This is a genomic window from Halomonas jincaotanensis, assembly GCF_018448785.1.
In the GTDB taxonomy this organism is placed as follows: domain Bacteria; phylum Pseudomonadota; class Gammaproteobacteria; order Pseudomonadales; family Halomonadaceae; genus Halomonas; species Halomonas jincaotanensis.
Genome location: NZ_JAHCLU010000008.1, coordinates 38,639 through 63,809, shown reverse-complemented (window position 1 = coordinate 63,809; position 25,171 = coordinate 38,639). Strand labels below are relative to the sequence as shown.

Sequence of the window (25,171 nt, the reverse complement as noted above, 5' to 3'; positions counted from 1 at the left end):
GACCAGTTAATACCCGGTTGGCTAGAGCTGGGCAAGCACGCTGTCGGCACTGCTCTTGTCTACGCCCTTGGCGTCGATGCCGATGTACTCGACCACGCCGTCATTGGCGATCAGCGCGAAGCGCCGGCTGCGGATGCCCATGCCGCCACCGGAGGCGTCCATTTCGGTGCCCAGCGCCCGGGCGAACTCGGCGTTGCCGTCGGCCAGCATGGTGAAAGCCTCGGCGTTCTGGGCCTTCTGCCAGGCGTCGAGCACGAAGGCATCGTTCACCGCCATGCAGGCAATGGTGTCCACGCCCTTGGCGAGGATCTTGTCGGCGTTGACCACGAACCCCGGCATATGGGTGTTGGAGCAGCCGGGCGTGAAGGCCCCGGGCACCGCGAAGAGCACCACCTGCTTGCCGGCAAAGAGCTCACCGGTGGAAATATCCTGCGGGCCTTCCGGGCCGTTGGTCTTGATCGTCACGTCGGGAATCTTGTCGCCCTGGCTAATGGTCATGGATTTTCCTGTGCGCTGGGTAATGAAACGAATGATCGCCCCTCTGGGGCGTGCCACCAGTGTGATGCCTCCCGCGCCATTCGCCAATGCCCCTTGAACCGCCACGCCCGCTTCATGGATGGAATCGGCGCAGTGCTAGTGTCTACTGGCCCGGAGCGCAGTAGACGCCTTGTGGCGGTACTCAAGCATCAGCCGGAGTTGTTCGACGGTTTCGGAGAGGCGTGTGTCGGTCGGTATTTCCTGGCGTACAGCGGTGAAATTGCCAATGGCGTGCTCGTCATAGAGCCTGAGTATCTCGTCAGGACCTGGCGCCGCGCCTTGCCGCTCGAATAACGGGGCTTCGAGTAGCCTGGAATGCGTCTTGTCGATGATCACATCAAGCGTTGCCGTAATATCGGACGCTAGCGGCTCAATCAGGTCGGCTTTGTCGATTTCCCTGAGCAGGTCTAAAGCATCAACGCTTCGTTCGTCGCGAGAGTCAAAAAGGTCATCAGGACCCCCAGCCTCCCGCTTAACGAGGTGTAGTGCAATTCGATACAGAGAGACCCTGCTCTCACTCAGGTTCGAAAGCATGTGCTCGGCACTCTTGGTCAAGTTTCTAAGCTTGATCTCGCTTCCAAACAGCGTGAACTGCTCGACCCGATCCCATACCAAAGAAATGCCAAGCAAGCCCAGTCCAAGTGTCAGCATGCTGACGAAGGGCCCGCCCTCCATGCGCTCCGTCAGGAAGAACCTGAAAGCGAGGAAGAGGATGGCTAGGGCCACAACGGCTGTAATCCTGCGGGTTGTCGCGTAATGGGCAATGTTACGGAGCTTCATTTATTTCTTGCCTTCTGCTGATGGTCCTTCACCCAGGCCTTTCGCCCCCGTTTGACGCCCTTACGGCGGGTCACTAGCTTGAAACGATACGCCTTAAAGCCGTAAGAACAATTCCAGAATGCGTCACTTTCTCGGACCCCTTCGGCCATGGGTTCTGTCTCATCGAGTTCGCGGACGCGACCTACCGGGAGGATGTCACCTGACGGCACAAGCGAGCCGAGCCGCGTTGCGTCTTTCTCTGCGCCAATCCGTCTTTCTGGCGGTCTTGGTCGTCATCCTCTTCCCGCTAGCGGGGTGCAGCAGCCTCAGTCGGGGTCATGAGGCCTTGCTGGTGCTGGGTGATCTATCCGCAGGCAGCGAGGAAAGCCGGCTCAAGGCGCGTACCCAGGCCCCGACCCGCGAGGGCATCCGTTATGCGCAGGAGGGTCGTGACTACCGGGCGGATGTCTATCACCCGGCGACGCCAGAGCGGGGCGTGATGATCCTGGTGCATGGCTTCACCGAGGACGGTCGTCGCGACCCGCGCCTGGTGGAGTTCGCGACCACGCTGTCGCGCGTGGGCTTCACGGTGATGGTGCCTGAGCTTGAGGGGCTGCGCGATTATTCGATCAGCACGCGCGAGGTCGAGGCCATCGCCGACGCCATTCGCCACTCCACGCAGTCACTGCCAGAGGAGGAGTCCAAGGCGGCGCTGGCGGCCATTAGCTTTGCGGTCGGGCCGGCAGTGATTGCCTCCCTGCAGGAGGACACCAAGGCGCGGGTGAGCTTCATAGTCTCCGTGGGCGGCTATTATGACCTGACGGACATGCTGCGCTATGTCACCACCGGTGAGGATCGCCACGGCGCGGGCGAGGCGGCACCGCCACCACAGCGGGAGGCGCGCTGGGCGGTGCTTATGAGCCAGCTGCACTGGCTGGATGACGAACGCGACCGAGAGCAGCTTAGCGCCATCGCGAGGCGCAGGCTGGCTTCCGAGGCTGATTCAGCAGAAGCCGAGCCAGTAGTGACAGAAACAGCCGAGGAACTGGAAGGACTCGGCCCGCAAGGCAGGGCGCTCTACGCCCTGGTGACCAACCAGGACCCGGCGCGGGTGGAGGTGCTGATCGACGCGCTGCCGCCGTCGTTGATCGCCGAGCTCGAGGCGCTGGATCTCTCGAAGCGCGACCTCGACAGGCTGGAGGCGGAGCTGGTATTGATCCACGGGCCGCAGGATCGGGTGATTCCGTTCAGCCATAGCCGGCGGCTACGCGATGCGCTGCCGGAGGGGCAGGCGCGTCTGTTCGAGGCCAGTGGGCTTGAGCATGTGGCGGTGTCGCCGGGATGGCGCGACGGCTGGGGGCTATGGCGCGCCGTCAATCATGTGTTGAGGCTGGGCGAGCAGCAGCAGTGAGGCGCGCGAGCGGTATCATGACGCCTTGGCGGTGAGCAGGCGACGAAATTCCAGATGTGAGTACCAGGTGAGGTCGCGTGCGGCGGCGTCGAGTTCTCGGCGGGCCTGTTCGCTATCCACCGCGGCGGACTCCTCAAGGCAGGCCACCACGGTCACGCGACCATCGAGATAGTGAAGTTCCAGCTCGTGGATCTGGGGCCAGACCTCGTGCCCGGACCAGCGATCGGCGAGTTCGCTTTCGATGTCCGGACGCAGTGGCAGCCCGGGGAAGCGGCTAGGGTCGCCCTCACCGGAATCGTCTTCTGGGTCGACGTGAAAGGTCAGGTCGGTCAGCGCCGGGAAAGCATTGCGCAGGCGTCGACTCACCTCATTGCCGATCTCGTGCCCCTCCGAGACGCTGATGCGCGGCGAAACCACCACGTGCAGGTCGAGCATGGTGCGGCCGGCGGACTGGCGGGTACGCAGGTCATGCACGCCCTCCACCCCAGGCGTTTCGCAGGCCACCTCGCGCATGCGCTGCTGCTCGGCCTCCGGCAGGGCAGTGTCGACCAGCTCGCGGCCGGCATCCCACAGCAGCTCCCAGCCGACCTTGCCGACCAGCAGGCCGACCAGGATGGCCGCGGCGGTGTCGAGCCAGGCGACGCCGAACTGGCTGCCGACCAAGGCGATCATCACCACGCCGGTGGAAAGCACGTCGCTACGGTGGTGCCAGGCGTTGGCCTCGAGCAGCTTGGAGTCGATACGCCGCGCTATCCGGCGGGTGACATGATAGAGCCACTCCTTGGCGAGGAGAGCGAAGGCGGTGAGCAGCATCGCCCAGAGCCCCGGTGGCGGGATATCGGCCCCCACCAGCAGGCGGTTGAGGCTCGACCAGGCGATGCCGCCGGCGACGAAGATCAGCACACTCCCCAGGAACAGCGTGGCCAGCGTCTCGATGCGGCCATGGCCATAGTGGTGGTCCTGGTCGGGTCCCTGGCGGCCGTAATGAGCGGCGGTCAGCACGAAACTGTCGGTGACCAGGTCGGAGAAGGAGTGCACGCCGTCGGCGACCAGTGCGGCCGAGCCGACAATCGTTCCAGTGATGACCTTGGCGATGCCCAGCAGGCAGTTGACCCAGATGGACAGGTAAGTGACCCGGCGGGTGGCCTGATGGTGCTCTGGGTGGGTCGACATCTAAGGCGTTCCTGAACGGGGTGGTGTCCGGGGCGCGGATGGCCACGCGTTTCAAAGAGTACCAAAAAGGTACCGATTTGAAAAACGCCGATTTCAGCCACTTCACAAGCAGGCTTGCCTAGTCAGAGAATGGCGTGGCGCACGCGGGCGGAAACCCACTCGCTGAAGATCACCGTGGCGAGTATCACGATCAGGATCGTGCTGACCTGAGGCCAAGCCAGGGTGTTGATCGACGCCTGGAGCTTGAGGCCGATACCGCCGGCGCCTACCAGCCCGAGGATCGTGCTCTCGCGAATATTGATGTCCCAGCGGAAGACCGAGATGCCCCAGAAGGCCGGCATCACCTGGGGCACGATGCCGTAGTTGAGTACCTGGGCCCTGCCGGCGCCGGTCGCGGTAACGGCCTCGATCTGGCGAGCGTCGGTCTCCTCGATGGCTTCATAGAGCAGCTTGCCGACGAAGCCGATGGAGCGCAGGGCGATGGCGACGATGCCGGCGAGGATGCCGGGGCCGATCATTGCCACCAGTAGTAGTGCCCAGATCAGCGAGTTGATCGATCGCGAGGTGACGATGATGAACAAGGCAATGGGCCGCACGAAGGCGATCGAGGGCGTGGTGTTGCGCGCCGCCAGGAAGGCCACGGGTACCGCCATGATCACCCCGCCAAGGGTGCCCAGGGTGGCGATGTTGAGCGTGTCCCACAATGGTGGGAGCAGCTCCGGCAGGTAGCCAAGGCTTGGCGGCAGCATGCGGCTGCCCAGGTCGGCGGCCTGGCTCGGGGTATCGTTGACAAACACCCACATGGTGTTGGCGTTCATGACCTGCCAGCAATAGACGAACAGCGCCACCAGCGCCAGCCAGCCGACCCACATCGCCAGCCGGGTATGCGGGGTGCGGAAGGTCCATATCTGCGAGTAGTGCCTGGGCTCGCCGGGTCGCGAGCCGGGTTTGCGGTGAGACGTCTCGCGGTAGAACGGATTGGCATCGCTCATTGCAGGAACTTCCTCAGATAGCTGGAGCTGTATTCGACGACCATGACGATGGCGATGATGATCAGCAGGATCGCGCCCGCACTGTCGTATTCGTAGCGGTCGATGGCGGTATTGAGGGTGGCACCGATGCCGCCAGCGCCGACGATGCCGATCACCGAACTCTCGCGGAAGTTGATGTCCAGGCGGTACAGCGACAGCCCGATCAGCCGGGGCATCACCTGAGGCTGGATGGCGTAGTGCACCAGCTGCCACCAACTGGCGCCGGTGGCGCGAATTGCCTCGGCCTGGCTGGCGTCGATCTCCTCGATGTCGTCGGCGAGCAGCTTGGCAATGAAGCCGATCGAGGCGAAGGAGAGCGTCAGAAAGCCGGCGAAAGGGCCGAAACCGAACATCGCCACCAGAAAGATCGCGATGATGATCTCCTGCAGCGAGCGGCTCACCGCGACGATCGAACGGCAGACCAGATAGACCGGCGGCGGCGCCAGGTTGCGCGCCGCGCCGATGCCGATGGGCACCGAGATCAGCACGCCTACCACGGTGGCGGTCAGGGTCATGGTCAGGCTTTCGATCAGGCCCTGGCGAATGTCTGTCCAGCGGCTCGTGAAGTCGGGCTGTAGAAAGCCCATGGCGAAACGCTGGCCGCGCACCAGCCCTTCGGCGACGCGGGTCCAGTCGACCTCAACCGAGCCTACCGCGAGCACCAGGTAGGCGAGAATCAAGAGCTGCAGGCCAATTCGCCAGCGGCGATCGGGGACGATCTGCGGCGGGCGGCGCCAGCGGCGCGGGTAGGCCGTGGTCATTTGACGACTCCCGCGAGACGCAGCCGGGCGTCGGCATCGGCGGCTTCGTCCTGTTCGTGCTCCTGCTGCATGGCCGTCCAGTCCTCGGCGCCGTAAATCTCGGTGAGTGCGGCGTCGCTGAGCGAAGCCGGTGACCCATCGAACACCACCTTGCCACTGCGCAGCCCGATGATGCGGCTCGTGAACTGCTGCGCCAGGGGCACGTCGTGAATGTTGACGATGGCCGGTAGCAGGTGCTCGGCGCAGATCTCGGTGATCAGACGCATGATCTGGCGGCTGGTCTTGGGATCGAGGCTGGCGGTGGGTTCGTCGACCAGCAGCAGCTCCGGTTCCTGTGCCAGGGCGCGAGCGATGCCCACCCGCTGGCGCTGGCCGCCCGAAAGGGCATCGGCGCGCTTGTCGGCCTGGTCGAGCAGGCCGACGCGGTCGAGCAGGCGATAGGCGCGTTCAATGTCCTGGCCGGGAAATCGCCGCGTGAAGCTGCGCCAGAAGGGCACGTAACCGAGCCGGCCGGAAAGCACGTTCTCCATGACTGTCAGCCGTTCGACCAGGGCGTATTCCTGGAAGATCATGCCGATGCGACGGCGTTGGCGGCGCAGTTCGCCGGTGCCCAGGCCGACCAGGTTCGTGTCGCCCAGGCGAATCTCGCCTTGGGTCGGTTCAACCAGGCGATTGATGCAGCGGATCAGCGTCGACTTGCCGGCCCCGGAGGGGCCGATCAGGCCCACGACCTCGCCGCGCGGCACGCGAAATGACACATCGCTCAATGCCGTGTCGCCGGTGGCGCCAGTCTTGGAGCGATAGGTCTTGGAAAGATGGTGAAGTTCTAACACGGGAGCCCCCGATGCAAACGCCGACATGCGGACGGTTGGGCCGCCCGCATGTCGACTGGTAGGGACGCGTTACTGGCAGTTATACGACACGTCGTTGGCCTCATCGATCTGACGAATCACCGCCCATTGCTCCTCGAAGGTAATGGGGATGAACTGTGACTCGCCGTTGCGGCCGAACTCTTCGGCCAGCTGCGTGCCTTCCCAGTCATAGCTGAAGAAGGCGTCCTGAATGACCTCCTGCAGTTCCGGCGCGAGGTTGTAGACAGTGCCGTAGCCGGTGGTGGGGAAGGTGTCGGACTGGTAGATGACCTCGAGTTGGTCGTCGCTGACGACGTCGCGGTCGATCATGCGGTTCTTGACCGAGTTGGCGACGGTGGCGACCTCGTAGTCCTGATTGGCCACACCGAGCACCGAGTTGTCGTGCTTGCCGGAGAAGTCGACCTCATAGTCCTCACCGGACACCATGTCGAATTCGGAGGCCATCAGCGCGGTGGGGGCCTTGAAGCCGGAGTTGGAGGTTTCCGAGGTGTGAGTCAGGGTGCGCCCACGAATGTCTTCGACCTCCTCGATGCCCGAGCCGGGGTAGGTGATGATCTCCATCTCGTAACCGAAGGAACCATCCTCGGCGGCCATCATGGCGAAGGGTCGGAAGCCGGCGCAGGCGACGGCCAGCGGGTTGGAGCCGGTATTGAAGCCGGCGACGTGCAGGCGACCGGCGCGCATCGCCTCGATCTGGGCGGCGTTGGACTGCACCGGGAAGAACTGTACGTTCTTGTCGGTGACTTCCTCCATGTGATCCAGAAAGTCGGCCCAGACATCGGCGTAGACGGCCGGGTCTTCCACCGGCGTATAGGCGAACACCAGGGTGTCGGGGTCGAGCCACTGGGACTCGTCTTCGGGAATATCGGCGACCATGTCGCCGTCGTCATCGGTATAGCCCTCGCCGAGGGAGAATTCGGCGTGAACGACGGACGTGCCGGCGGTGAAGAGCGCGGCGGCAACGGCGGCGCAGAGCAGGGGGCGGGGCATCGGGACGGTCGACATGAGAGTCTCCTGGAAAGGATGATGATCAAGATTTGCGAACGACAGTCCTCATCGTGGAAGTCCTTGATGACATATCTAGGTTGTTCGCGTGACCATCCCGTGACCCGACGATGACACTTAACCGTTATCGCCTCCGGAGTTATCCCCACCATGGTCGTCTCGCGCTGCGCTGCGATATCGGGGATGCTTGACGTCGACGCTGCCAGGAGTGAACCCATGAAGCATTCGCCCGCCTATCGACTCGCCGCCACCGTGCTGCACGGTTTCGACGAGTATCGTTCACGTTTCAAGCAGATTACCGCGGATGCCAGCCGGCGCTTCCGTGACGCCGCCTGGCGGGAGGCTCAGCAAGCCTCGGCGGAGCGGATCAACCTCTATGGCGAGAAAGTCGACGAGACTCGCGAACGCCTGAGGCGATCCTTCGACGAGGATGTATTGCTCCACTGCGAGTGCTGGCGCGAGGCCAAGCAGCACTATGCCGAGCTGATCAGTCAGCGTCTCGACTACGAGCTGGCCGAGACCTACTTCAATTCAATGTTCTGCTCGCTCTTCCATCATCGTCATATCCGCAATGACTGGATGTTCGTCTACAGCTCGCGGGACGGCGCTGCCCACCATTCGGGCATCGAGCGCTGCCGTCGGGTAAAGATCAACAGCGACTGGGAGGCGGCGATTCGCTGGGCCCTGAAGGAGGCGCCGTTCGAGACGGACTACGACGATCTTGAGCACGACGCCCACCAGGGCGGGGAGTTTCTCCGCCATCATCTGCCGGGCGCCATCCTCGACGCCCCGGATGCCGAGATCGAACTGCTCAAGAGCGTGTTCTACCGCAACAAGGGCGCCTATCTGGTGGGTCGCATCAAGGGGGGCGGGGAGCAGGTGCCGCTGGTGTTGCCGGTACTGCACGACGACGGCAAGGGGCTGCATCTGGATACCGTGATCATCGAGCCCGACGAGGTGTCGATCATCTTTTCCTTTACCCGCGCCTATTTCCAGGTGAACGTCCAGGTGCCTCGCGAGTTCGTCCGCTACCTAAAGGAGCTGATGCCCGACAAGCCGGAAGGCGAGCTATACGCCGCCATCGGTTTCTTCAAGCATGGCAAGACCGAGTTCTTTCGCGCGCTGAATCACCATGTTGCCAAGCGTGAAGACCAGTTCATCATCGCTCCCGGGGTGAGGGGTATGGTGATGGCTGTTTTCGTGCTGCCGTCCTATCGCACCGTGTTCAAGATCATCAAGGATCGCTTCGACCCTACCAAGGAGATGAGTCGCGAGAACGTGCGCGAGAAGTACCGACTGGTCAAGCGCCACGATCGGGTGGGACGCATGGCCGATACCCAGGAGTTCTCGCACTTTATCGCCCGCCAGGACCATTTCGCCCCCGATTGTCTGGAGCACCTGCTTCAGGTGGCGCCATCGACGGTGCATCTGAAGGGCGACAAGGTGATCATCGAGCACTGTTACACCGAACGCATGATGACGCCGCTGAACCTCTACGTGGAGCAGTGCGACGCCGATGAGATCCGCGCGGTGCTCAAGGACTACGGCAACGCCATCAAGCAGATGGCGGCGGCCAATATCTTTCCCGGCGACATGCTGCTCAAGAACTTCGGCGTGACCCGCCACGGCCGAGTGATCTTCTACGATTACGATGAGGTCAGCTACCTGACCGAGTGTAACTTCCGCCACATTCCCGAGCCCATGTATCCCGAGCAGGAACTCGCCGACGAACCGTGGTACTCGGTGGGACCCAATGATGTCTTTCCCGAGGAATTCGGCCCCTTCCTGTTCGCCGACGTACGGTTGCGAAAGCTGTTTTTCGAGCTGCATCCTGAGCTTTTCGATGCCGACTACTGGAAGAGCCTGCAGCAGGCGATCCGCGACGGTCGGGTGATTGATGTCTACCCGTATCGCAACAAGCAGCGCTTCGCCGGCGCCGAAGGCAACGCCTTGGTCTACTAGTCAGGCTGTGGTGCGTCACCTTCCGCTTGCTGCCGCCCCAACGCACTGCCAATACACCCGTGCCAGTTCCGCCGCCAGGGCATCTTCGTGCCACCGAGCGGCATGGATGGGGCCGCGGCGGGCAAGCTCTGTCTGCAGCACCGGGTCGCTGAGTACGCGGTTTACCTTGGTGGCGAAGTCGTCGTAGCGCTCTTCGGCGATCAGGCAGCCGGCGCCGTCCTCCAGCATATCGCGGGTGCCCATTACTGCGGTGGAGACCACCGGAGTGCCGAGGGCAAGGGCTTCCAGCAGCACCAACCCCTGTGTCTCCGTGCGTGACGCGAACACGAACACATCAGCGGCGCGGTAGGCCGCCTGCAAGGGGCCATCGCGGTCGAGATAGCCGAGAAAGATCACTGCTTCGCCAAGCCCTGCCTGACGTGCCTGTCGGGCCAGCGCCGCCTGGGCCGGGCCTTCGCCGGTGATGATCAGCCGAGTGGCAGGGTGCTTGGCCAGTACCTGGGGTAGCATCTCGATCAGAAAGCCAATGTTCTTCTCGTTGGCCGCACGGCCCACGAAGAGCAGCAGCCTGGCCTCCGGCGGCAGGTTGTAGCAGTGGCGAAAATCGCTCGCCTCATGGGGATGGGTAAAGGTCTCCAGTGCCAGGCCGGTGGGAATGACTGCCATGGGCGTGGTGACGCCATAGCGCTCCAGCGCCTCTTGCATGGCCAGGGAGGGCGCTACCAGGGCACTAACCTGTTGGCATTGGCGCACCGATAGGCGACGGGCGGCGAAGCGCAGCCAGCGACGCGGCAGCCAGCGCACATAGTGGTGCAGGTATTCCTCGAAGAGAGTGTGGTAGGTGGCCACTACTGGAATGCCCAGCCGGCGCCCCAGGGCGATGCCGGCGTAGTGGGCCACGAAGGGCGTGTGCACATGGATCAGGTCGAAAGCTGTTGCGGCGAGCTGCGGCGTCAGAGCCATCAGCTCACGGTAGCGCATCATGCGATCTTCAGGGTCACCTGGCAATCCGTGCGAACGGATGCGCAGCACGCCCGGCGCGTCTATCTGGCCCACCGGGTAGTTGGGGCAGATCAGGATGACCGCGTGGCCCTGACGTTCGAGCGCCCCACGGAAGCTGGCGATGGAAGTGGAGACCCCGTTGATGCGTGGAAAGAACACATCCGCTAGCATCAGGATTCTCAGAGGTTGAAAATCTGTCCTTGAGCTCGGCGTGTTCGACCGCAAGGCGGTGGTGGCCGCGGGCTGTTGGGCCGCTCGCTCGGCTTGGCGATGCTGGGTCAGTGCATTGCCGCGAGCCAGCCGGATCAGCTGCTCAACTTCCGCTTCGCTAAGCGGTTCGCGCGCGCGCAGAGGCATGCTGTGTGACTCTCTTGTGGCATTCAGCCCTATGCTTGCGCGGTTAGGTGACGTTTTCGTGACTTTCCCAGCAGCGTCCTTTGGGCACCAGTAGTTGTCACGGCGCGCTATGCTGAAAGAGACCGACGCTGCTTTGCTTTTCCCATAACCCCAAGGAGAACGCCCATGTTGGACCTCATCTCCCATCCGGCTGACCATGTCGTGGCGATGAAAGCGGGGGGTGTCGTGACCGCCCATGAGCTGCAGCGCGCCATCGATGCCATCGAGGCCGCCAAGCAGGCGCATCCCAAGGTCAGCCTGGTGGTCGAGATCGACACCCTGCGTTTTATGACCCTGACCGCCTTGATGAAGGATGTCGGCTACGGCCTGACCCAGCTTGGCGATCTCGAACACTATCACCGAGCCGCCGTGGTCACCGACCAGGAGTGGGTCAAGCAACTCGCCCACCTGGAAAAGCGACTGTTCAAGGCCGTGGAGATCCGCACCTTTCCCATGCGCGATCACGTTGCGGCCATGGCCTGGGCCGGGGAATTGCCCAAGGGGAATCACGAGAGCCCCGAAGAGGATGGCTATCACGGAGCCTGACGTTGCCGCGCCATCCGCCAACCAGGACGCCAGCCGCGGCTGGCGTTTTACCGCCCAGGCGACACCGTTTTTCCGCCAAAGTTAACTGCTCTCTATCCGATAACGAACTAAAGTTTATTGAGCTAGAGTGTGGATATTGCCGTCACAAAACGGGGACGGTAGAGCAAGATTGCGCCTTCGGCTTCATTACAAGGGTGCGCATGCTGCAGGCATTATATTTCTCTCAGAGCAGGTTCGAGCCCAAGGTGATCAATGAAGGGAATGAAGTCGCGATCAAGGAAAAGCAGGGGCAGCCGGCTCTCTATACAGAAAGTCGCGATGATGACGTCAGCGGTTTTTCTGATCGTAATGCCTTTTTTGCGAAGTGATCGGTAATTATCGGCGCACTTTTCTGCCATTTCTTTGCCAAACATTTCATACTGATCCAGCGTCAGCAGGCTTTGTTTGGTTTTGCGGTAATCCTTGTCGTTGCGAATGCCTTGCAGGATTTCCAGAAATATTAGATCGCCGATAGCAACTGAGCCCTCGACTATCGAGGCATCCAGCAGATCAGTCTGTGGGTTAACGAGTCCGTTGAAATAGTCGATCCAGACGCTGGTATCCACCAGTATCATCTAGCACTCCGCATTTCATCCAGGTCGCCTTCCCACTTGATCTTACCGCGTAGCTTTCGAATTTCCTGCTGCTTGCTCTGTCGCACCAAGAGTTTCAGGCCTTGCTCGACGGCCTCTTTTTTGGTGGTATAGCCAGAAGCCTTCAGAGCCTCCGCCATCAACTGGTCGTCAATGACAATGTTGGTTCTCATGTGACACCTGTGTGTATGATTTGCGTTATCTATACACAGATTAGCATTTCATCGAGATCATCACAATCTGCCGCACGGCGACCGATTCGCCAAGTAAGGCTGATGTTTGGCCATCGTTACCCACCTTTCTTGATGACTTCTTCGACCCACTTCCGGGCCGGACGGTGCTCTCTGGTCGCACTGGGGTCCAGAATGATAATTTCAGGGAAAGCGAGTAGTTGGCGGGAGGTGGTAAATGGCGAAGCAGCGAGCGCCGCATCTGGTGGTATTCACCGGCGCGGGAATCAGCGCCGAGAGCGGCATCCAGACCTTTCGGGCCAGCGATGGCCTGTGGGCCGATCATGCTATCGAGGATGTTGCCACGCCTGAGGCCTGGCGACGCGACCCGGGGCGCGTGCTGCGTTTCTACGATCAGCGGCGTGACCAGGTACGCCGAGCACGTCCCAATTCCGCCCATCAGGCGCTGGCCAGCCTGGAACAGCAGGGCTTTCGGGTGAGCATCGTCACCCAGAACATCGATGATCTGCACGAGCGGGCCGGTTCGCGCCAGGTGCTGCACCTGCACGGCGAGATCCTCAAGGCGCGCTCCTCAATCGATCCGCGCATGCACTATCCGCTGCCCCGTGGCGGCATCGCCCTCGGCGATCTGTGTGACAAGGGCAGTCAGCTGCGCCCCGACGTGGTGTGGTTCGGGGAGGCCGTGCCGCACTTCGTGGAGGCCTGCGAGATCGCCGCCGAGGCGGATTTGCTGCTAGTGGTCGGCACCTCGCTTGCCGTGATGCCGGCCGCCTTGCTGCTCGACCATGCCCCGCTGGACGCGCCCTGCGTGCTGGTCGACCCCGACGCTCAGATGCTGGCGCCTCCCGGCGTGGCGCGACTCAGCCAGTCAGCGGGCCAGGGCGTGCCGGCGCTAGTCGGCCACTGGCAGCGCGAGGGTCGCCTCTGGCTGCCCGAGACGCTACTGGGCTGAGACGGCGGATATGCTAGAATGCCCGGCCATTTCTTCGAGCCGTGCCATGCAAGACGACGCCTCTTCCGAGCTTATCGAACGCGACCCCGCAACCGGCCATCCCCGACCGCCACGCCGCGAGTTCAAGGCGCGCGGCAGTCTGGTCCGGCGTTGTCCGGGCTGCAACCTGCCGGCGCTCAACTGCCTGTGCCCCTACCGGGTCGGCGCAGAGAGCACCGCGCGGGTCTGGTTGCTGACGCACCCGTTGGAGCATCACAAGCCCACCAACACCGGTCGGCTGATCCGTGACGTGCTGCCCGATACCGAGGTCTTCACCTGGTATCGCACGGTGCCGGACGAGCGCCTGCTGGCCCTGCTCGCCGACAGCCGCTACGCGCCATTCGTGATCTTTCCTGACGACCAGCCGGACTACGCCGCCAGCGTGGTGGGGATGGACACGGTGGCAGCGCAGAAGGCGCATGGGCGGATTCCGGTCTTCATCATCCTCGACGGCACCTGGCGGCAGTGCCGGCGCATTTTTCGCAAGAGCCCCTACCTCGACTCGCTGCCGGTGCTGCCCCTGGCAACCGAGCGGCTGACCCGCTACCGGCTGCGTAAGCCGGCGTCCGCGGCCCATCTTTGCACCGCCGAGGTCGCCGCCGAGTTATTGACGCAATCTGGCGACGTCGTGGCGGGCGAGGTGCTCGACGACTACTTCGACGTCTTCAACGACAGTTATGCCGCCAGTCGTGGCTTCGAGAAGCTCGAGACGCCGACAGCTGCAATGCGGCGCTTGCGCTCGCGCCAGGTCGATGCCTGATTGAGGCGACGTTGCCAGAATGCCCACCCTTAGGAGTCATCCAGTCGACGCTGCACAAGGCGCCGTGCGACGCGTGCGGAAGGTCGCTATCTTGTGATAATTATCACGGTGGCCCCCTTGGCCTGAAGGCTGACATCGCTGGCTCAGGCTATGGGCTCGTCGTCCACTATGCTGCCGAAATGATTCGGCAAGATCACCGCAAGGCAAGGAACTTGGCCCTCATGACCCCTGACTACCGCAATGACGCGCTCCAACCGGCGCTTGAGCAGTTCGATACCGCGCTCGAACGCTTCGTGCAGACCCGCCTGGCCGATCCCAAGGCACCAAAAACCGAGGTTCTGTCCTCGGCGCAGGCCCTGATGATCGTCCCTGGCGGGCTTGAGGCGCTTTACGCCCGCGTGCCCGCCGTCGAGTCTGCCGGGGTCTTTGCCAACAGCGACTGGGGGCAGCCGTCCATTCTCCAGCCCGTTCTGGCCGAGCGCACCCTTCGCCATGGCGAGCCGAGTTATACGGCTATTGAAGCGCTCAGCGAGATCCGCCTGCTGGCGGTCGCGTCGGGCGACTATTTCCATCCGGGCATTTCGGCCGAGCAAGCGAGAAACTTCCTGACCCAGGTGATGGCATTGAACCTGGATCTGTTGTCGGAACAGATGAGCGAGGCCGACCGTGAGCGACCTGAGTGTCTGGGTACTCTCGTCCACATGCTTTACCAGTACATGCTGGCGCGTCTGGGTTACGAGAGCATCCTTGAAAGCCTGGTCGAGGAGGTCTGGCGTCTGCTGGCCCAGCGCCCGTTGCAGGCCGACGGTATCAAGCAGATGATCAGCCAGATCGCCAAGTGCCTTTTCGATCCCGCCATCGAAACCGCCGGCATGCACAGCGCCGCGCGCCTGGTGAGTGCAGTATTCGGCCCGACCCCGGGCTGTCGCGAGGACCCGGGCCTTGATATCTATGCCCAACGCCTGGCGGGCATGGACGATGCCGCGCTGGGCGAGGAGGCGAGCGGCTTCGCGCGCGCCGTGCATGACACCGGGCTGGTATCGCCTTACCACCCGGTGTTGGTGCGCCACCTGCATCAACGCGACGACCTGCTGCCGGCGGCCCTGGGGCTCAGCAGTACCGGCCATGAGGTGTTGCGGTGCTACCCGCAACTGGTGCAAGCGCTGATCGACAAGGCGATATTTCCCGAGACCAGTCAGGCAGTCTACGGCCTGACGCAGCTGCTCGAGCGCGGCGCTCTGTTCACACCGCCGGTCGCCGCGGCGCTGTGGCGCCAGATCGAGTTACCGTTGGCCGAGCAGCCCGCGACTGCCTTGCGGCGCGTCTTCGGCGAGGCCAGGTCGCCAAGGGTATTCCTGCTCGCGGGAGTGCTGAGCCTGTTGGGTCAGCCACTGGGCGTCGGGCAGGGCAACAACCCAACTTGTCAGTCGGTGATCGGGCTGTCCATGTGGGCCTACAACGATGCCGATTACCTGTTGCAGCTGGTGGCCTGGGCGGCGCGCGACGATGAGGTGCTGGCGCGTTTCGAGGGTCAACACGTGTCGTCCCGGGGTCTGGAAGCGGGCCTGGCCAAGGAGGCGCCGCTGGATGTCGACCCGGTGTCACTGATTCTGGTGCCTCACCTCGACCGCATCTACATGGAGATGGGGCGGCTCTGCGGAGAGCGCGATGACGACTTGCATCGCTGGATCAATCCAGAGTTCTACGGTTGGTGGGTGGGCTACGGCTTTCGGGTCGTGGCCGACATTCACACCGGCAAGCTCGACGATTACGAAGGCTTCGTGCGGCAGTTCTACGTGCGCTATCACCCTTACTACAATGGCAATCTGCCGCTGATCCACCCTCAGCCCGCAGGTATCGCCGTGACCGACAGTGCCGCGCGTTTCGTCGGCCGGCACGCCATTACCATCCTGCGGGTGGCGCTGGATCCGGATGCGGAGATGCGCGTGTATTTCTTCAACCCCAACAACGACAGCGGTCAGGACTGGGGGCAGAACATTACCTGCGAAACCCAAGGCCACGGCGAGCGCCCTGGCGAAGCCTCGCTGCCCATCGCCGAGTTTACCTCCCGCTTGTATGTCTTTCATTACGACCCGCTGGAACTCGGCAACACCGAGGTGGTGTCGGCGGACGAGGTGGAGCGCGTCATGGCACTAGGGCGCGAAAGCTGGGCCAAGGAGCTGTGAACTAAACATGACCTTCAGCCAAAAAGCGCCCCGACGATGCGAAAGCCGGCAATCCAAGTGCCGGCGGCCGAGCCTAGCGTGGCCAGGATGAACACGAGCAGGGTGCGTGAGACACGGTTGCGCCACCAGCCCTTGAGTTCGGTGACATCGTGGCGCAGTGTCGAGAAGTCACGCACCTTGGGCTTGCGCATGTAGAGCTCGACACCTGCGGCGACGAACCCGGCACCGATGGTGGGGTTGAGCGAGGTGAGCGGGGCGGCGAAGAAGGTCGCCACCACGGTCACCGGGTGGGCTAGCGCCGCCAGGGTGGCAGCCCCCGAGAGCACGCCGTTGATCAGGAACCACTCGATGACGAGCTGCCAGCCCAGATCGGTATTGCGCGAGAAGCCAATGGCGAAGCCGGTCAGTACCAGCGCGGTGATCAGCCAAGGCAGTGCCTTCCAGAGTTTCGACGGCGGCGGGGTGACCTCCAACTGCTCGCGTTCGGCAACCGGCGAGGCGGGAATCTCAGCCTCCAGTTGCTCGGCCATGCCCTTCATGTGACCGGCGCCAACTACCACCAGCACGTTGCGGTAGCGATCCGGCGGGCATTCCTCGGCCAGGCGCAGCACCATGTAGCGGTCGCGCTCGGCGATCAGCGGCACATAGAGGTTCTTCGACTCGGCGGCGAACTCACTGAAGGTAGACTCCAGCACGTCGCCTTCCTTGAGTCGCTCGATGTCTGCGGCGGACACTTCCTGGCGTGACAGCACGCTGCCGAGCAGGCCCGAGAACAACCCAAACCGCTGCCACCAGGGCACGTTGTGGTAGATGCGCTTGAGGGTCACGCCCACATCGCGGTCGATCAGCACCAGCGGCAGCCTGGAGCGGCGCGATTCCTCCAGGGCGGCGCGCATCTCGGCGCCGGGCTCGATGCCGGACTGCTCGGCGAGGCGCTGCTGGAAGGCGCCCAGCGCCAGGCTGGCGGCGACCAAGCCGGCCTTGCCCTGACGAAAGATCTGGAAGAGGTCCTGTTCGCCCATGGCGTCCGGATTGGCGAGGCTCTGGCGTCGCGAGTCGCAAAGCTCGATCGCCACGGCATCATAATCCCCTGAACGGATCATCGCTCGCACGTCAGCCGCGCTCTCGGCGGAGACATGGGCGGTACCCAGCAGGGTGTAGCGGGTGTCGCCGACCTGAACGATGCGGCGTGGGCCGCTGGTGTTACCATCCTGGTGTTCGGCGATCACGGATTCCTGGGAGTCGGTCATGGACGCTCGGTGTGCAATGGTCGAAGAGGGTGATTATCCATGAAGGGCTTGGTCACGCCAAACTCTCGATACCCCTTTGTCAGCGACGCCAGAAGGCGGGGGTGAAGAGTACCAGGACGGTGAAGATTTCCAGGCGCCCGAGCAGCATGGCGACCACGAGGATCCACTTGGCCGCCATCGGCAGGTCGCCGTAGTTGGCGGAGGCATCGCCCAGCGCCGGGCCGAGGTTATTGAGCGCCGAGGCCACCGAGGACCAGGCAGTGACCTGGTCGACACCGGTGGCCATCACCCCCACCAGCATCAGGAAAAACAGCATCACGTAGGCCGAGAAGAAGCCCCACACCGCCTGGGCGATGCCGTCAGGCACGCTGACCTTGCCGACCTTGACCGCGATCACCGCGTTGGGGTGAATCAGGCGCATCACTTCGCGCATGCCCTGCTTGAGTATCAGGATGATGCGGATCACCTTCATGCCGCCGCCGGTCGACCCCGAACAGCCGCCGACGAAGGCGGCAACGAACAACAGGAAGGGCAGGGCGCCGGGCCAGGCCGAGAAGTCGGCGACGGCGAATCCCGCCGTCGTGGCGATCGAGACCACCTCGAAGAAGCCGTGGCGCAGCCCCATCTCGGTGCCGTACTGACCCGAGAGCCACAGCGAGATCACGGTGATCACCGTCAGTCCACTCAGGAACAGCAGCAAGAAGCGTGCCTCGGGGTCCTGGAAATAGTGCGCCACGCTGCGCTGGCGCCAGGCCACGAAGTGCAGGCTGAAGCTCATCGCCGAGATGATCAGAAAGCCCGTACAGATCAGCTCGATGGCGGCGCTGTCGAAGTAGCCGATGCTGGCGTCATACGTGGAGAAGCCGCCGATGGCGACGGTGGAAAAGCTGTGGCCCAGCGCATCGAACCAGTCCATGCCGGCGGCGAGGTAGGCGAGAAAGCAGGTAATCGTCAGGCTCGCATAGATGTACCACAGCGCCTTGGCCGTTTCGGTGATGCGCGGGGTCAGCTTGGAATCCTTCAGCGGCCCCGGTATTTCGGTGCGATATAGCGCCATGCCGCCGACGCCCAGAGTCGGCAGGATCGCCACCGCCAGCACCACGATCCCCATCCCCCCCAGCCACTGCAGCTGCTGGCGGTAGTAGAGAATCGACTTGGGCAGGAACTCGATGCCGGTGATCACCGTGGCCCCGGTGGTGGTGAGCCCCGAGAAGGACTCGAACACCGCATCGGTAATTGACAGCGCATCGGTGCCGGTCAGCATCAACGGCAGCGAGCCGAACAGAGCCAGTACGCTCCAGAACAGCACGGCAATCAAAAAGCCGTCGCGGGTGCGCAGCTCGCGCCGGGCGTTGCGATTGGGCAGGAACATCAGCGCACCCGTCACCACGGTAATGGCGATGGCGGTGGCGAAGGCATCCCAAAGGCCGTCGGCGTAAAGCAGCGAGATCAGGATCGGCGGCATCATGGTCAGGCTGAACAGCATCAGCAGCAGGCCCAGGATGCGCAGGATCATGCGCAGGCTCATTGCGCGGCTCTCCTCATCGAAAACACCGTGACGGCGGCAGCAAATGCCTTGGCTGCATTAGAAGAATGTCAGTCCGACCTGGAAGAGGCGTTCCACGTCGCGGATGCGGCGCTTGTCGATCACGAACAGAATGACATGATCGCCGGATTCGACCACGACGTCGTCGTGGGCGATCAGCACGTTCTTGCCGCGCACCACCGCCCCGATGGTGGTGCCCTTGGGCAGGTCGATCTCGCCGATCGGGCGGCCGACGACCTTCGAGGACTGGACGTCGCCATGGGCGATGGCCTCGATGGCCTCGGCGGCGCCGCGCCGCAGCGAGTGCACGTTGACGATGTCGCCGCGGCGCACGTGGGTCAGCAGGCTGCCGATGGTGGCCTGCTGCGGCGAGATGGCAATATCGATCTCGCCACCCTGGACCAGGTCGACATAGGCGGCGTTGTTGATCAGCGTCAGTACCTTCTTGGCACCCATGCGCTTGGCGAGCATCGACGACATGATGTTGACCTCGTCGTCGTTGGTCAGCGCACAGAAGATGTCGCAGTCCTCGATGTTCTCTTCCTCGAGCAGCCGCTTGCTGGTGGCACTGCCATGCAGCACCACGGTGCGGTCGAGGCGTTCGGAAAGCTGCGTGCAGCGCTCGAGGCTATGTTCGATGATCTTGACCTGGTGGCTGTGCTCGAGGTGTTCGGCGAGGCGCTCGCCGATGTTGCCGCCCCCGGCGATGACCACGCTGCGAAAGTCACGGTCGAGGCGGCGCAGCTCGCTCATCACCGCACGGATGTCGCGGCGCGCGGCGATGAAGAACACCTCGTCGTCGGCCTCTATAACGGTGTCGCCACGGGGAATGATCGGGCGGTTGCGGCGGTAGATGGCCGCCACGCGAGTATCGACGCTGGGCATGTGGCGGCGCAGGAAGGCCAGGTCCTGGCCGACCAGCGGACCGCCGTAGATGGCCTTGACCGCCACCAATTGCACGAGGCCTCCAGCGAATTCCAGCACCTGCAGGGCGCCGGGGTGCTCGATCAGGCGGCGGATGTGGTCGGTGACCACCTGCTCGGGGCTGATCAGCACGTCGATGGGCACCGCCTCGTGGGCAAATAGCCCCTTGCGGGTCAGGTAGGCGGTGGCGCGCACCCGGGCGATCTTGGTCGGCGTGCGAAACAGCGTATGGGCGACCTGGCAGGCGATCATGTTGACTTCGTCGCGGCTGGTCACCGCGATCAGCATGTCGGCGTCCTCGCAGCCGGCCTGACGCAATACCATCGGGTAAGAGCCCGCCCCAACCACGGTGCGGATGTCGAGCCGGGTGTGCAGCTCACGCAGCCGATCGCCGTCGGTGTCGACCACGGTGATGTCGTTCTCCTCGCGGGCCAGGTGCTCGGCCAGGGTGCCTCCCACCTGGCCGGCGCCGAGAATGATGATTTTCATGATTGTTGTGTCCGCTTCCGTTCCCGGGGACGCCTCTTGTGCGCCGCAACAGAAAGAGCAGCTTAAACCAGGCGTCGCTCCGGGAACAGGGGCAAGCGTGTCAGCCGCCGGTCAGTCCAGCGTGAAGCCGACCTTGACGGACACCTGCCAGTGGGATACGCGGCCATTCTCGATGTGGCCACGCGTATCGGTGACCTCGAGCCAGCGCATGTTGTGCAGGCTGTCCGAGGCCTTGGTAATGGCGTTGTTGACGGCGTCCTCGATGCCTTTTTCGGAGGACCCGGTGAGTTCGATGTGTTTGTAGACGTGCTGGCTCATGGCTATCTCCTTTCGCTATCGCTTTCACTGTGTGTTGTCATCAAGCCGGTCGGCGGTTTCGGCCGGCCTGCTTGACCAGTCTGGCATAGAAGAAGCCATCGTGACTGCCGGGGGCCGGCAGCAGCTGTCGGCCGGGGCCGGCAGGGCGCCCCCAGGCGACGTCATCGGGCGTGGTGGCGCGGGCGTTGGGCGTGCGTTCGAGAAAGGCCGCGATCTGCTCGGCATTCTCTTCGGGCAGCACCGAACAGGTTGCATAAAGCAGCGTCCCACCGGGCCGCAGCAGCGACCAGAGGTTGTCGAGTAGGTGTTCCTGGAGCTGGGCCAGTTTGACGATATCGGAGGGTCGACGCAGTCGCTTGATGTCGGGATGGCGGCGAATCACGCCGCTGCCGGAGCAGGGTGCGTCGAGCAGGATGGCATCGAAGGGGGAGCCGTCCCACCAATCACGCTGGGTCGCGTCGCCATGCAGCAGTGTGGCGGCCAGTCCCAGCCGCGCCAGGGCGTCCTCGACCCGCGATAGGCGCGCGGCATCGCTGTCCACCGCGCAGAGATCGATATCGTAGACCTCGAGCAGTTGGGCGGTCTTGCCGCCGGGCGCGCAGCAGGCATCCAGCACCCGCGCTCCCGGGCGTGGCGCCAGCGCCGGCCCGAGCAGCACGCCGGTAAGCTGGGCCGCCTCGTCCTGTACGCTGACAAGCCCTTCCTCGAAGCCCGGCAATTGGTGAACGTCGCAGGGCGTCTCGAGGGTCACGCCGTCGGGGGCATGGGAGCAAAGACGAGCCGGGAGTCCGGCGCCTGCCAGCTGTTCCAGATAGGCCTCGCGGTCGCCGTGGCGGCGGTTGACGCGCAGGGTCATGGGGCCGGGGTCGTTGTTGGCCATGGCGATGTCACGCCAGTCATCGGGCCAGGCCTGGCGCAGGGCCTTGAGCAGCCAGCGCGGGTGCAGCAGCGCCACCGCCGGGTCGCGGTCGACCTCGGCCTGCAGGGCGGCGGACTCGCGTTGTAGCCGGCGCAGACAACCATTGAGGACCCGCGTCGCCCACTCCTTGCCGAGCAGGCGCGCGGCGCCGGCGGTCTCGCCCACGGCGGCATGCGCCGGAACCCGCAGGTAGAGCTGCTGGAAGATGCCGAGCAGCAGCAGTGCCTGGATGTCGGCGTCGCGGGCCTTGAAGGGCTTGACCAGCAGCTGGCTGGCCAGCGCCTCCAACCGCGGCAGGGTGCGACAACAGCCGTAGCAAAGCGCCTTGAACAGGGCACGGTCGCGGGCGACGACCTGATGGTCGTCAAGATCGTTCAGCGAGCCCTTGCCGGTGATGACTGGCACCAGGGCGCTGGCGGCCGCGGCGCGCACGACCACCCCGGTATCGTTGTGCAGGCCGCGAGAAGGCGGTCGGCGGTTGCCGGGTCGATCGTTGCTCATGCCGGCGTCTCCTCGTCATAACGGCCGAGGCGCAGGCCGGGTGGCAGGCGCTCGGCGCGGGAATGCAGCAACTCGCGGACCGGCAGCGGCTTGCCGCCCGGCAGCTGGGCCCGCGTGACGCGCAACACCTGGTCGCCCTTGGGGCCTGCGGCGATGCGCAATGCGTCGGCATCGGGAGAAAACAGGGTGCCGGACGCCGCCGGGGATTCGCCCTCGGCAAGAGGCGCGGCTTCGGCCATCAACAAGCGCAGGCGTTCTTCCCTGAGGGCGCACCAGGCCACGGGCCAGGGATTGAAGGCGCGCACCCGGTTGGCGAGTTCGGCGGCGGGGCGGCCGAAGTCGAGCTCCGCCTCGGCCTTGGAGAGCTTGGCGGCGTAGGTGACGCCTGATTCGGGCTGGGGTGTGGCGGACAGTTCGCCCGCGGCCAGGGCGTCCAGCGCTTCGGTGAGGGCTGCGCCACCGAGGCTGGCAAGGCGGTCATGAAGCTCGCCGCCGGTGGTAGTGGCGGTGATCGGCGTGCGACGCACCAGCAGCATATCGCCGGTATCCAGTCCCTCGTCCATCTGCATGAGGGTCACGCCGCTCTCATCGTCACCGGCCTCGATGGCGCGCTGGATGGGGGCGGCGCCGCGCCAGCGCGGCAGCAGCGAGGCATGCACGTTGAGACAGCCCAGCCTGGGGATCGTCAGCACAGTGCGGGGCAGGATCAGGCCGTAGGCCACCACGACCATCACGTCCGCCGCATGGGCGGCCAGCTCGCGCTGAATCTCGGGGGCTTTCAAGGTCTCGGGTTGATGTACCGGGAGCTGGTGGGCGAGCGCCAGCCGCTTGACCGGGCTCGGGGTGAGCTTGCGACCGCGACCAGCGGGCCGGTCCGGCTGCGTATAGACGGCGACGACACGGTGCTGGCTGGCCAGCAGGTCCGCCAGGCTTTCGGCGGCGAAGTCTGGGGTGCCGGCGAAGATGACGCTAAGGGGTTGGGACATGATCTCGGATGGCCTTGCCGGTGAGAGACAGGGTTCATGATAGCGGAGGCGGCCACAAACGACGAAGACCGACGCTCGAGCATCGGTCTTCGTCATCGCATGAGGGTCAGGCCGTCAGGCCGACTGCGACTGCTTGTGGCGCTTGAGCATTTTCTTCGCCACCCGATCGCGCTTGAGCGGCGAGAGGTAGTCGACGAAGAGGATGCCCTCGAGATGGTCGTGCTCATGCTGGATGCAATGCGCCAGCAAGCCATCTGCCTCGAGTTCGTAGGGCGTGCCATCACGGTCCAGGGCCTTGAGATGAACGCGCAAGGCACGAGGCACCTCGGCGTAGTACTCGGGGATCGACAGACAGCCTTCCTGCAGCGGCTCGCGCTCGTCACCGAGCGTCGTGACTTCGGGGTTGATCAGGACTCGCGGGCTTGAACGGTCGTCGCTGACGTCCATGACGATGACGCGGCGATGCACGTCGACCTGGGTGGCGGCAAGACCGATACCGCTAGCGTCGTACATGGTCTCGAGCATGTCGTCGACTAGCCGTCGCACCTCGTCGTCGACCGCCTCGACCGGTGCTGCTCTGGTGCGCAGCCGCTCATCGGGAAATTCGAGGATGGGTAATTTGGCCATGGCGTTGAAATCACCGTTATGCTGTCGTTTACAAGTTGGGGCTGTTTTAGCGTCACACTGTTCAGTAAGGCATGCCACCAAGACGTCCTACCGGTGCATGGGCAGAAACATGACGGTCATGATAAGACGTGACCGGGCAATGCAGGCGAGCGTCGATGTCATCAATAATGCTTGGATTATATCACGTCACCGCGGTTCCATGGCGGTGCGCGAGGCGATCAACGCAGGGGAAGACGGGATGAAGCAGAGGACAAATGGCAAGGCAGGGCGCCGGCGGTGGGGCTGTTCGGCGGCGGGGCTGGGCCTGATCGTGGCGTTGAGCCTGGTGCCGGCGGTGATGCCCGGGGCGATGATGTCCGACTCGGGCAGCGCCCGTGCTCAGGCGCTGAGTTGGGACGATGGCCTGCGCAGCGATGCTCCCGACCGCTACACCGTCAGCCAAGGCGATACCCTCTGGGACATCTCGGGGCGCTTCCTGCGCCGTCCCTGGCAGTGGCCCGAGGTGTGGCAGGTCAATCCGCAGATCGAGAATCCGCACCTGATCTATCCCGGCGATGTGGTCTATCTATATGACTGCAACGGGCGCCCCTGTCTGGGCCTGGAGCGTGGTCAGGGCCAGGTGACGCTCTCGCCGACCATGCGCACCACGCCGCATCGCGAAGCCGTCGAACCGATCCCCATGGAGGCGATCGGTCAGTTCCTGCGCGAGCATCGTGTGATCGAGAATCCCGACGCGCTCGACGAACTGGCCTACGTGGTCGGTGGCGACGATCGTCGGCTGATCAGCGGGGCGGGCGACCGGCTTTACGCCCGGGGCAGCGTCGAACGAGCCGGCCGTGTCGGCCTTTATCGCATCGGTGAGCGCTATTTCGATAGTGCCAGCGGTGAAACTCTGGGCCTGGAGCTGGAAAGCATTGGCCAGGCGCGTCGCGAACGCAACGAGGATGACATCGTGGTGCTCGAGGTCACGACGGCGAACCAGGAGGTGCGCAACAACGATATCGTCCTGCCGCTGGAAGATCGTGGGCTGACGAGCCAGTTCTACCCCCGGCCCCCCGAACGGGACGTCGACGGCACCATCCTGGCGGTGCCTGGCGGCGTGCGCTTCATTGGCCGGCTGCAAGTGGTGGCGATTGATCGCGGTCGGCGCGATGGCCTGGAAAGCGGGCATGTGCTGATGGTCGAGCAGCGCGGTGAGCTGGTCGAGGACCCCCGTACCGGCGAGATGCTGAATTTGCCCGGCGAGGATGCCGGTCTGGTGATGATCTTCCGTCCCTACGACAAGATGAGTTATGGCTTGGTGATGGAAGCCTCCCGCACCTTGGCCGTGGGCGATCGGGTGCAAAATCCCCGCCGCGTTCTGGGTGCCGCCCTGCGCTGACATTGGTACTTAAGG

The 25,171-nt window shown here is 63.9% G+C and carries 24 protein-coding genes; 7 read left to right on the top strand and 17 right to left on the bottom strand.

What is annotated here, in order from left to right; all coding sequences use genetic code 11:
* Positions 1-21 precede the first annotated feature (21 nt).
* Together KG088_RS08995 and KG088_RS08990 are read right to left on the bottom strand one after the other, a co-directional pair.
* Positions 22-498, bottom strand: a complete 477-nt coding sequence (locus KG088_RS08995; protein ID WP_213825185.1) for a peroxiredoxin — start codon at positions 496-498, stop codon at positions 22-24.
* A 135-nt stretch (positions 499-633) separates the two neighbouring features.
* On the bottom strand, positions 634-1,317 hold the full coding sequence (locus tag KG088_RS08990; protein ID WP_213825184.1) for a hypothetical protein: 684 nt from the start codon (positions 1,315-1,317) through the stop codon (positions 634-636).
* A gap of 226 nt (positions 1,318-1,543) precedes the next feature.
* Here KG088_RS08990 and KG088_RS08985 point away from each other — a divergent pair, with 226 nt between their 5' ends.
* Positions 1,544-2,707 (top strand): alpha/beta hydrolase, encoded by a 1,164-nt coding sequence (locus KG088_RS08985; protein ID WP_213825183.1) that lies wholly within the window; start codon positions 1,544-1,546, stop codon positions 2,705-2,707.
* A gap of 15 nt (positions 2,708-2,722) precedes the next feature.
* Here KG088_RS08985 and KG088_RS08980 read toward each other — a convergent pair whose 3' ends face one another.
* The 5 genes from KG088_RS08980 to phnD all read right to left on the bottom strand — a co-directional run bounded on the left by KG088_RS08980 (position 2,723) and on the right by phnD (position 7,549).
* Complete coding sequence (locus KG088_RS08980) at positions 2,723-3,880, bottom strand: cation diffusion facilitator family transporter (RefSeq protein ID WP_213825182.1); 1,158 nt, start codon at positions 3,878-3,880, stop codon at positions 2,723-2,725.
* 122 nt (positions 3,881-4,002) lie between these two features.
* Positions 4,003-4,872: a phosphonate ABC transporter, permease protein PhnE gene (gene phnE / locus KG088_RS08975; RefSeq protein ID WP_213825181.1), complete on the bottom strand. Its 870-nt coding sequence runs from the start codon at positions 4,870-4,872 to the stop codon at positions 4,003-4,005.
* Positions 4,869-5,672: a phosphonate ABC transporter, permease protein PhnE gene (gene phnE / locus KG088_RS08970; protein ID WP_213825180.1), complete on the bottom strand. Its 804-nt coding sequence runs from the start codon at positions 5,670-5,672 to the stop codon at positions 4,869-4,871. Before phnE (KG088_RS08970) ends, phnE (KG088_RS08975) begins: the two co-directional genes overlap by 4 nt.
* A complete protein-coding gene (gene phnC / locus KG088_RS08965) occupies positions 5,669-6,505 on the bottom strand; it encodes a phosphonate ABC transporter ATP-binding protein (protein WP_319941411.1) in 837 nt (278 codons plus the stop codon). The genes phnE (KG088_RS08970) and phnC overlap by 4 nt, the downstream gene beginning before the upstream one ends.
* Positions 6,506-6,574: 69 nt before the next feature.
* Positions 6,575-7,549, bottom strand: a complete 975-nt coding sequence (gene phnD, locus KG088_RS08960; protein WP_213825178.1) for a phosphate/phosphite/phosphonate ABC transporter substrate-binding protein — start codon at positions 7,547-7,549, stop codon at positions 6,575-6,577.
* Positions 7,550-7,765: 216 nt separating this feature from the next.
* On the opposite strand from phnD, the gene aceK reads away from it, so the two are divergent.
* Positions 7,766-9,511 carry a bifunctional isocitrate dehydrogenase kinase/phosphatase gene (gene aceK, locus KG088_RS08955; protein ID WP_213825177.1) on the top strand — a complete coding sequence of 582 codons (1,746 nt, stop codon included), beginning with the start codon at positions 7,766-7,768 and terminating at the stop codon, positions 9,509-9,511.
* A 15-nt stretch (positions 9,512-9,526) separates the two neighbouring features.
* Here aceK and KG088_RS08950 read toward each other — a convergent pair whose 3' ends face one another.
* A complete protein-coding gene (locus KG088_RS08950) occupies positions 9,527-10,870 on the bottom strand; it encodes a glycosyltransferase (RefSeq protein WP_213825176.1) in 1,344 nt (447 codons plus the stop codon).
* A 165-nt stretch (positions 10,871-11,035) separates the two neighbouring features.
* Between KG088_RS08950 and KG088_RS08945 the strand changes: the two genes are divergently transcribed.
* The gene (locus KG088_RS08945; protein ID WP_213825175.1) at positions 11,036-11,455 is read left to right on the top strand and encodes a SpoIIAA family protein; all 420 of its coding nucleotides are present in this window, start codon (positions 11,036-11,038) and stop codon (positions 11,453-11,455) included.
* Between the two features lie 212 nt (positions 11,456-11,667).
* Here the strand turns inward: KG088_RS08945 and vapC are convergent, their stop codons facing one another.
* Both vapC and KG088_RS08935 read right to left on the bottom strand, forming a co-directional pair.
* Positions 11,668-12,069: a type II toxin-antitoxin system VapC family toxin gene (gene vapC, locus KG088_RS08940; protein WP_213825174.1), complete on the bottom strand. Its 402-nt coding sequence runs from the start codon at positions 12,067-12,069 to the stop codon at positions 11,668-11,670.
* The gene (locus KG088_RS08935) at positions 12,066-12,260 is read right to left on the bottom strand and encodes a type II toxin-antitoxin system VapB family antitoxin (protein ID WP_213825173.1); all 195 of its coding nucleotides are present in this window, start codon (positions 12,258-12,260) and stop codon (positions 12,066-12,068) included. The genes vapC and KG088_RS08935 overlap by 4 nt, the downstream gene beginning before the upstream one ends.
* 235 nt (positions 12,261-12,495) lie before the next feature.
* Between KG088_RS08935 and KG088_RS08930 the strand changes: the two genes are divergently transcribed.
* The 3 genes from KG088_RS08930 to KG088_RS08920 all read left to right on the top strand — a co-directional run bounded on the left by KG088_RS08930 (position 12,496) and on the right by KG088_RS08920 (position 16,215).
* Positions 12,496-13,230: an SIR2 family NAD-dependent protein deacylase gene (locus KG088_RS08930; protein ID WP_213825172.1), complete on the top strand. Its 735-nt coding sequence runs from the start codon at positions 12,496-12,498 to the stop codon at positions 13,228-13,230.
* 46 nt (positions 13,231-13,276) lie between these two features.
* The gene (locus tag KG088_RS08925; RefSeq protein ID WP_213825171.1) at positions 13,277-14,029 is read left to right on the top strand and encodes a tRNA-uridine aminocarboxypropyltransferase; all 753 of its coding nucleotides are present in this window, start codon (positions 13,277-13,279) and stop codon (positions 14,027-14,029) included.
* A 221-nt stretch (positions 14,030-14,250) separates the two neighbouring features.
* Positions 14,251-16,215, top strand: coding sequence for a hypothetical protein (locus KG088_RS08920; protein ID WP_213825170.1), 1,965 nt, complete (start codon positions 14,251-14,253; stop codon positions 16,213-16,215).
* A gap of 14 nt (positions 16,216-16,229) precedes the next feature.
* On the opposite strand, the gene KG088_RS08915 is transcribed toward KG088_RS08920, so the two are convergent.
* The 7 genes from KG088_RS08915 to def form a co-directional block, all read right to left on the bottom strand.
* Entirely contained in the window at positions 16,230-17,465 is a 1,236-nt protein-coding gene (locus KG088_RS08915) for a TraB/GumN family protein (protein ID WP_213825169.1), read from the bottom strand.
* Positions 17,466-17,544: 79 nt separating this feature from the next.
* The gene (locus tag KG088_RS08910) at positions 17,545-18,993 is read right to left on the bottom strand and encodes a TrkH family potassium uptake protein (RefSeq protein WP_213825168.1); all 1,449 of its coding nucleotides are present in this window, start codon (positions 18,991-18,993) and stop codon (positions 17,545-17,547) included.
* A 57-nt stretch (positions 18,994-19,050) separates the two neighbouring features.
* A complete protein-coding gene (gene trkA / locus KG088_RS08905) occupies positions 19,051-20,424 on the bottom strand; it encodes a Trk system potassium transporter TrkA (protein ID WP_213825167.1) in 1,374 nt (457 codons plus the stop codon).
* Positions 20,425-20,535: 111 nt separating this feature from the next.
* Positions 20,536-20,742: a dodecin gene (locus KG088_RS08900; RefSeq protein ID WP_213825166.1), complete on the bottom strand. Its 207-nt coding sequence runs from the start codon at positions 20,740-20,742 to the stop codon at positions 20,536-20,538.
* 40 nt (positions 20,743-20,782) lie between these two features.
* Entirely contained in the window at positions 20,783-22,162 is a 1,380-nt protein-coding gene (gene rsmB / locus KG088_RS08895; RefSeq protein ID WP_213825165.1) for a 16S rRNA (cytosine(967)-C(5))-methyltransferase RsmB, read from the bottom strand.
* A complete protein-coding gene (gene fmt, locus KG088_RS08890) occupies positions 22,159-23,148 on the bottom strand; it encodes a methionyl-tRNA formyltransferase (protein WP_213825164.1) in 990 nt (329 codons plus the stop codon). Before fmt ends, rsmB begins: the two co-directional genes overlap by 4 nt.
* Before the next feature lie 114 nt (positions 23,149-23,262).
* Positions 23,263-23,775, bottom strand: coding sequence for a peptide deformylase (gene def / locus KG088_RS08885; protein ID WP_213825163.1), 513 nt, complete (start codon positions 23,773-23,775; stop codon positions 23,263-23,265).
* A 349-nt stretch (positions 23,776-24,124) separates the two neighbouring features.
* Here def and KG088_RS08880 point away from each other — a divergent pair, with 349 nt between their 5' ends.
* Complete coding sequence (locus KG088_RS08880; RefSeq protein ID WP_455026610.1) at positions 24,125-25,156, top strand: LysM peptidoglycan-binding domain-containing protein; 1,032 nt, start codon at positions 24,125-24,127, stop codon at positions 25,154-25,156.
* The last annotated feature ends 15 nt before the right edge of the window (positions 25,157-25,171 follow it).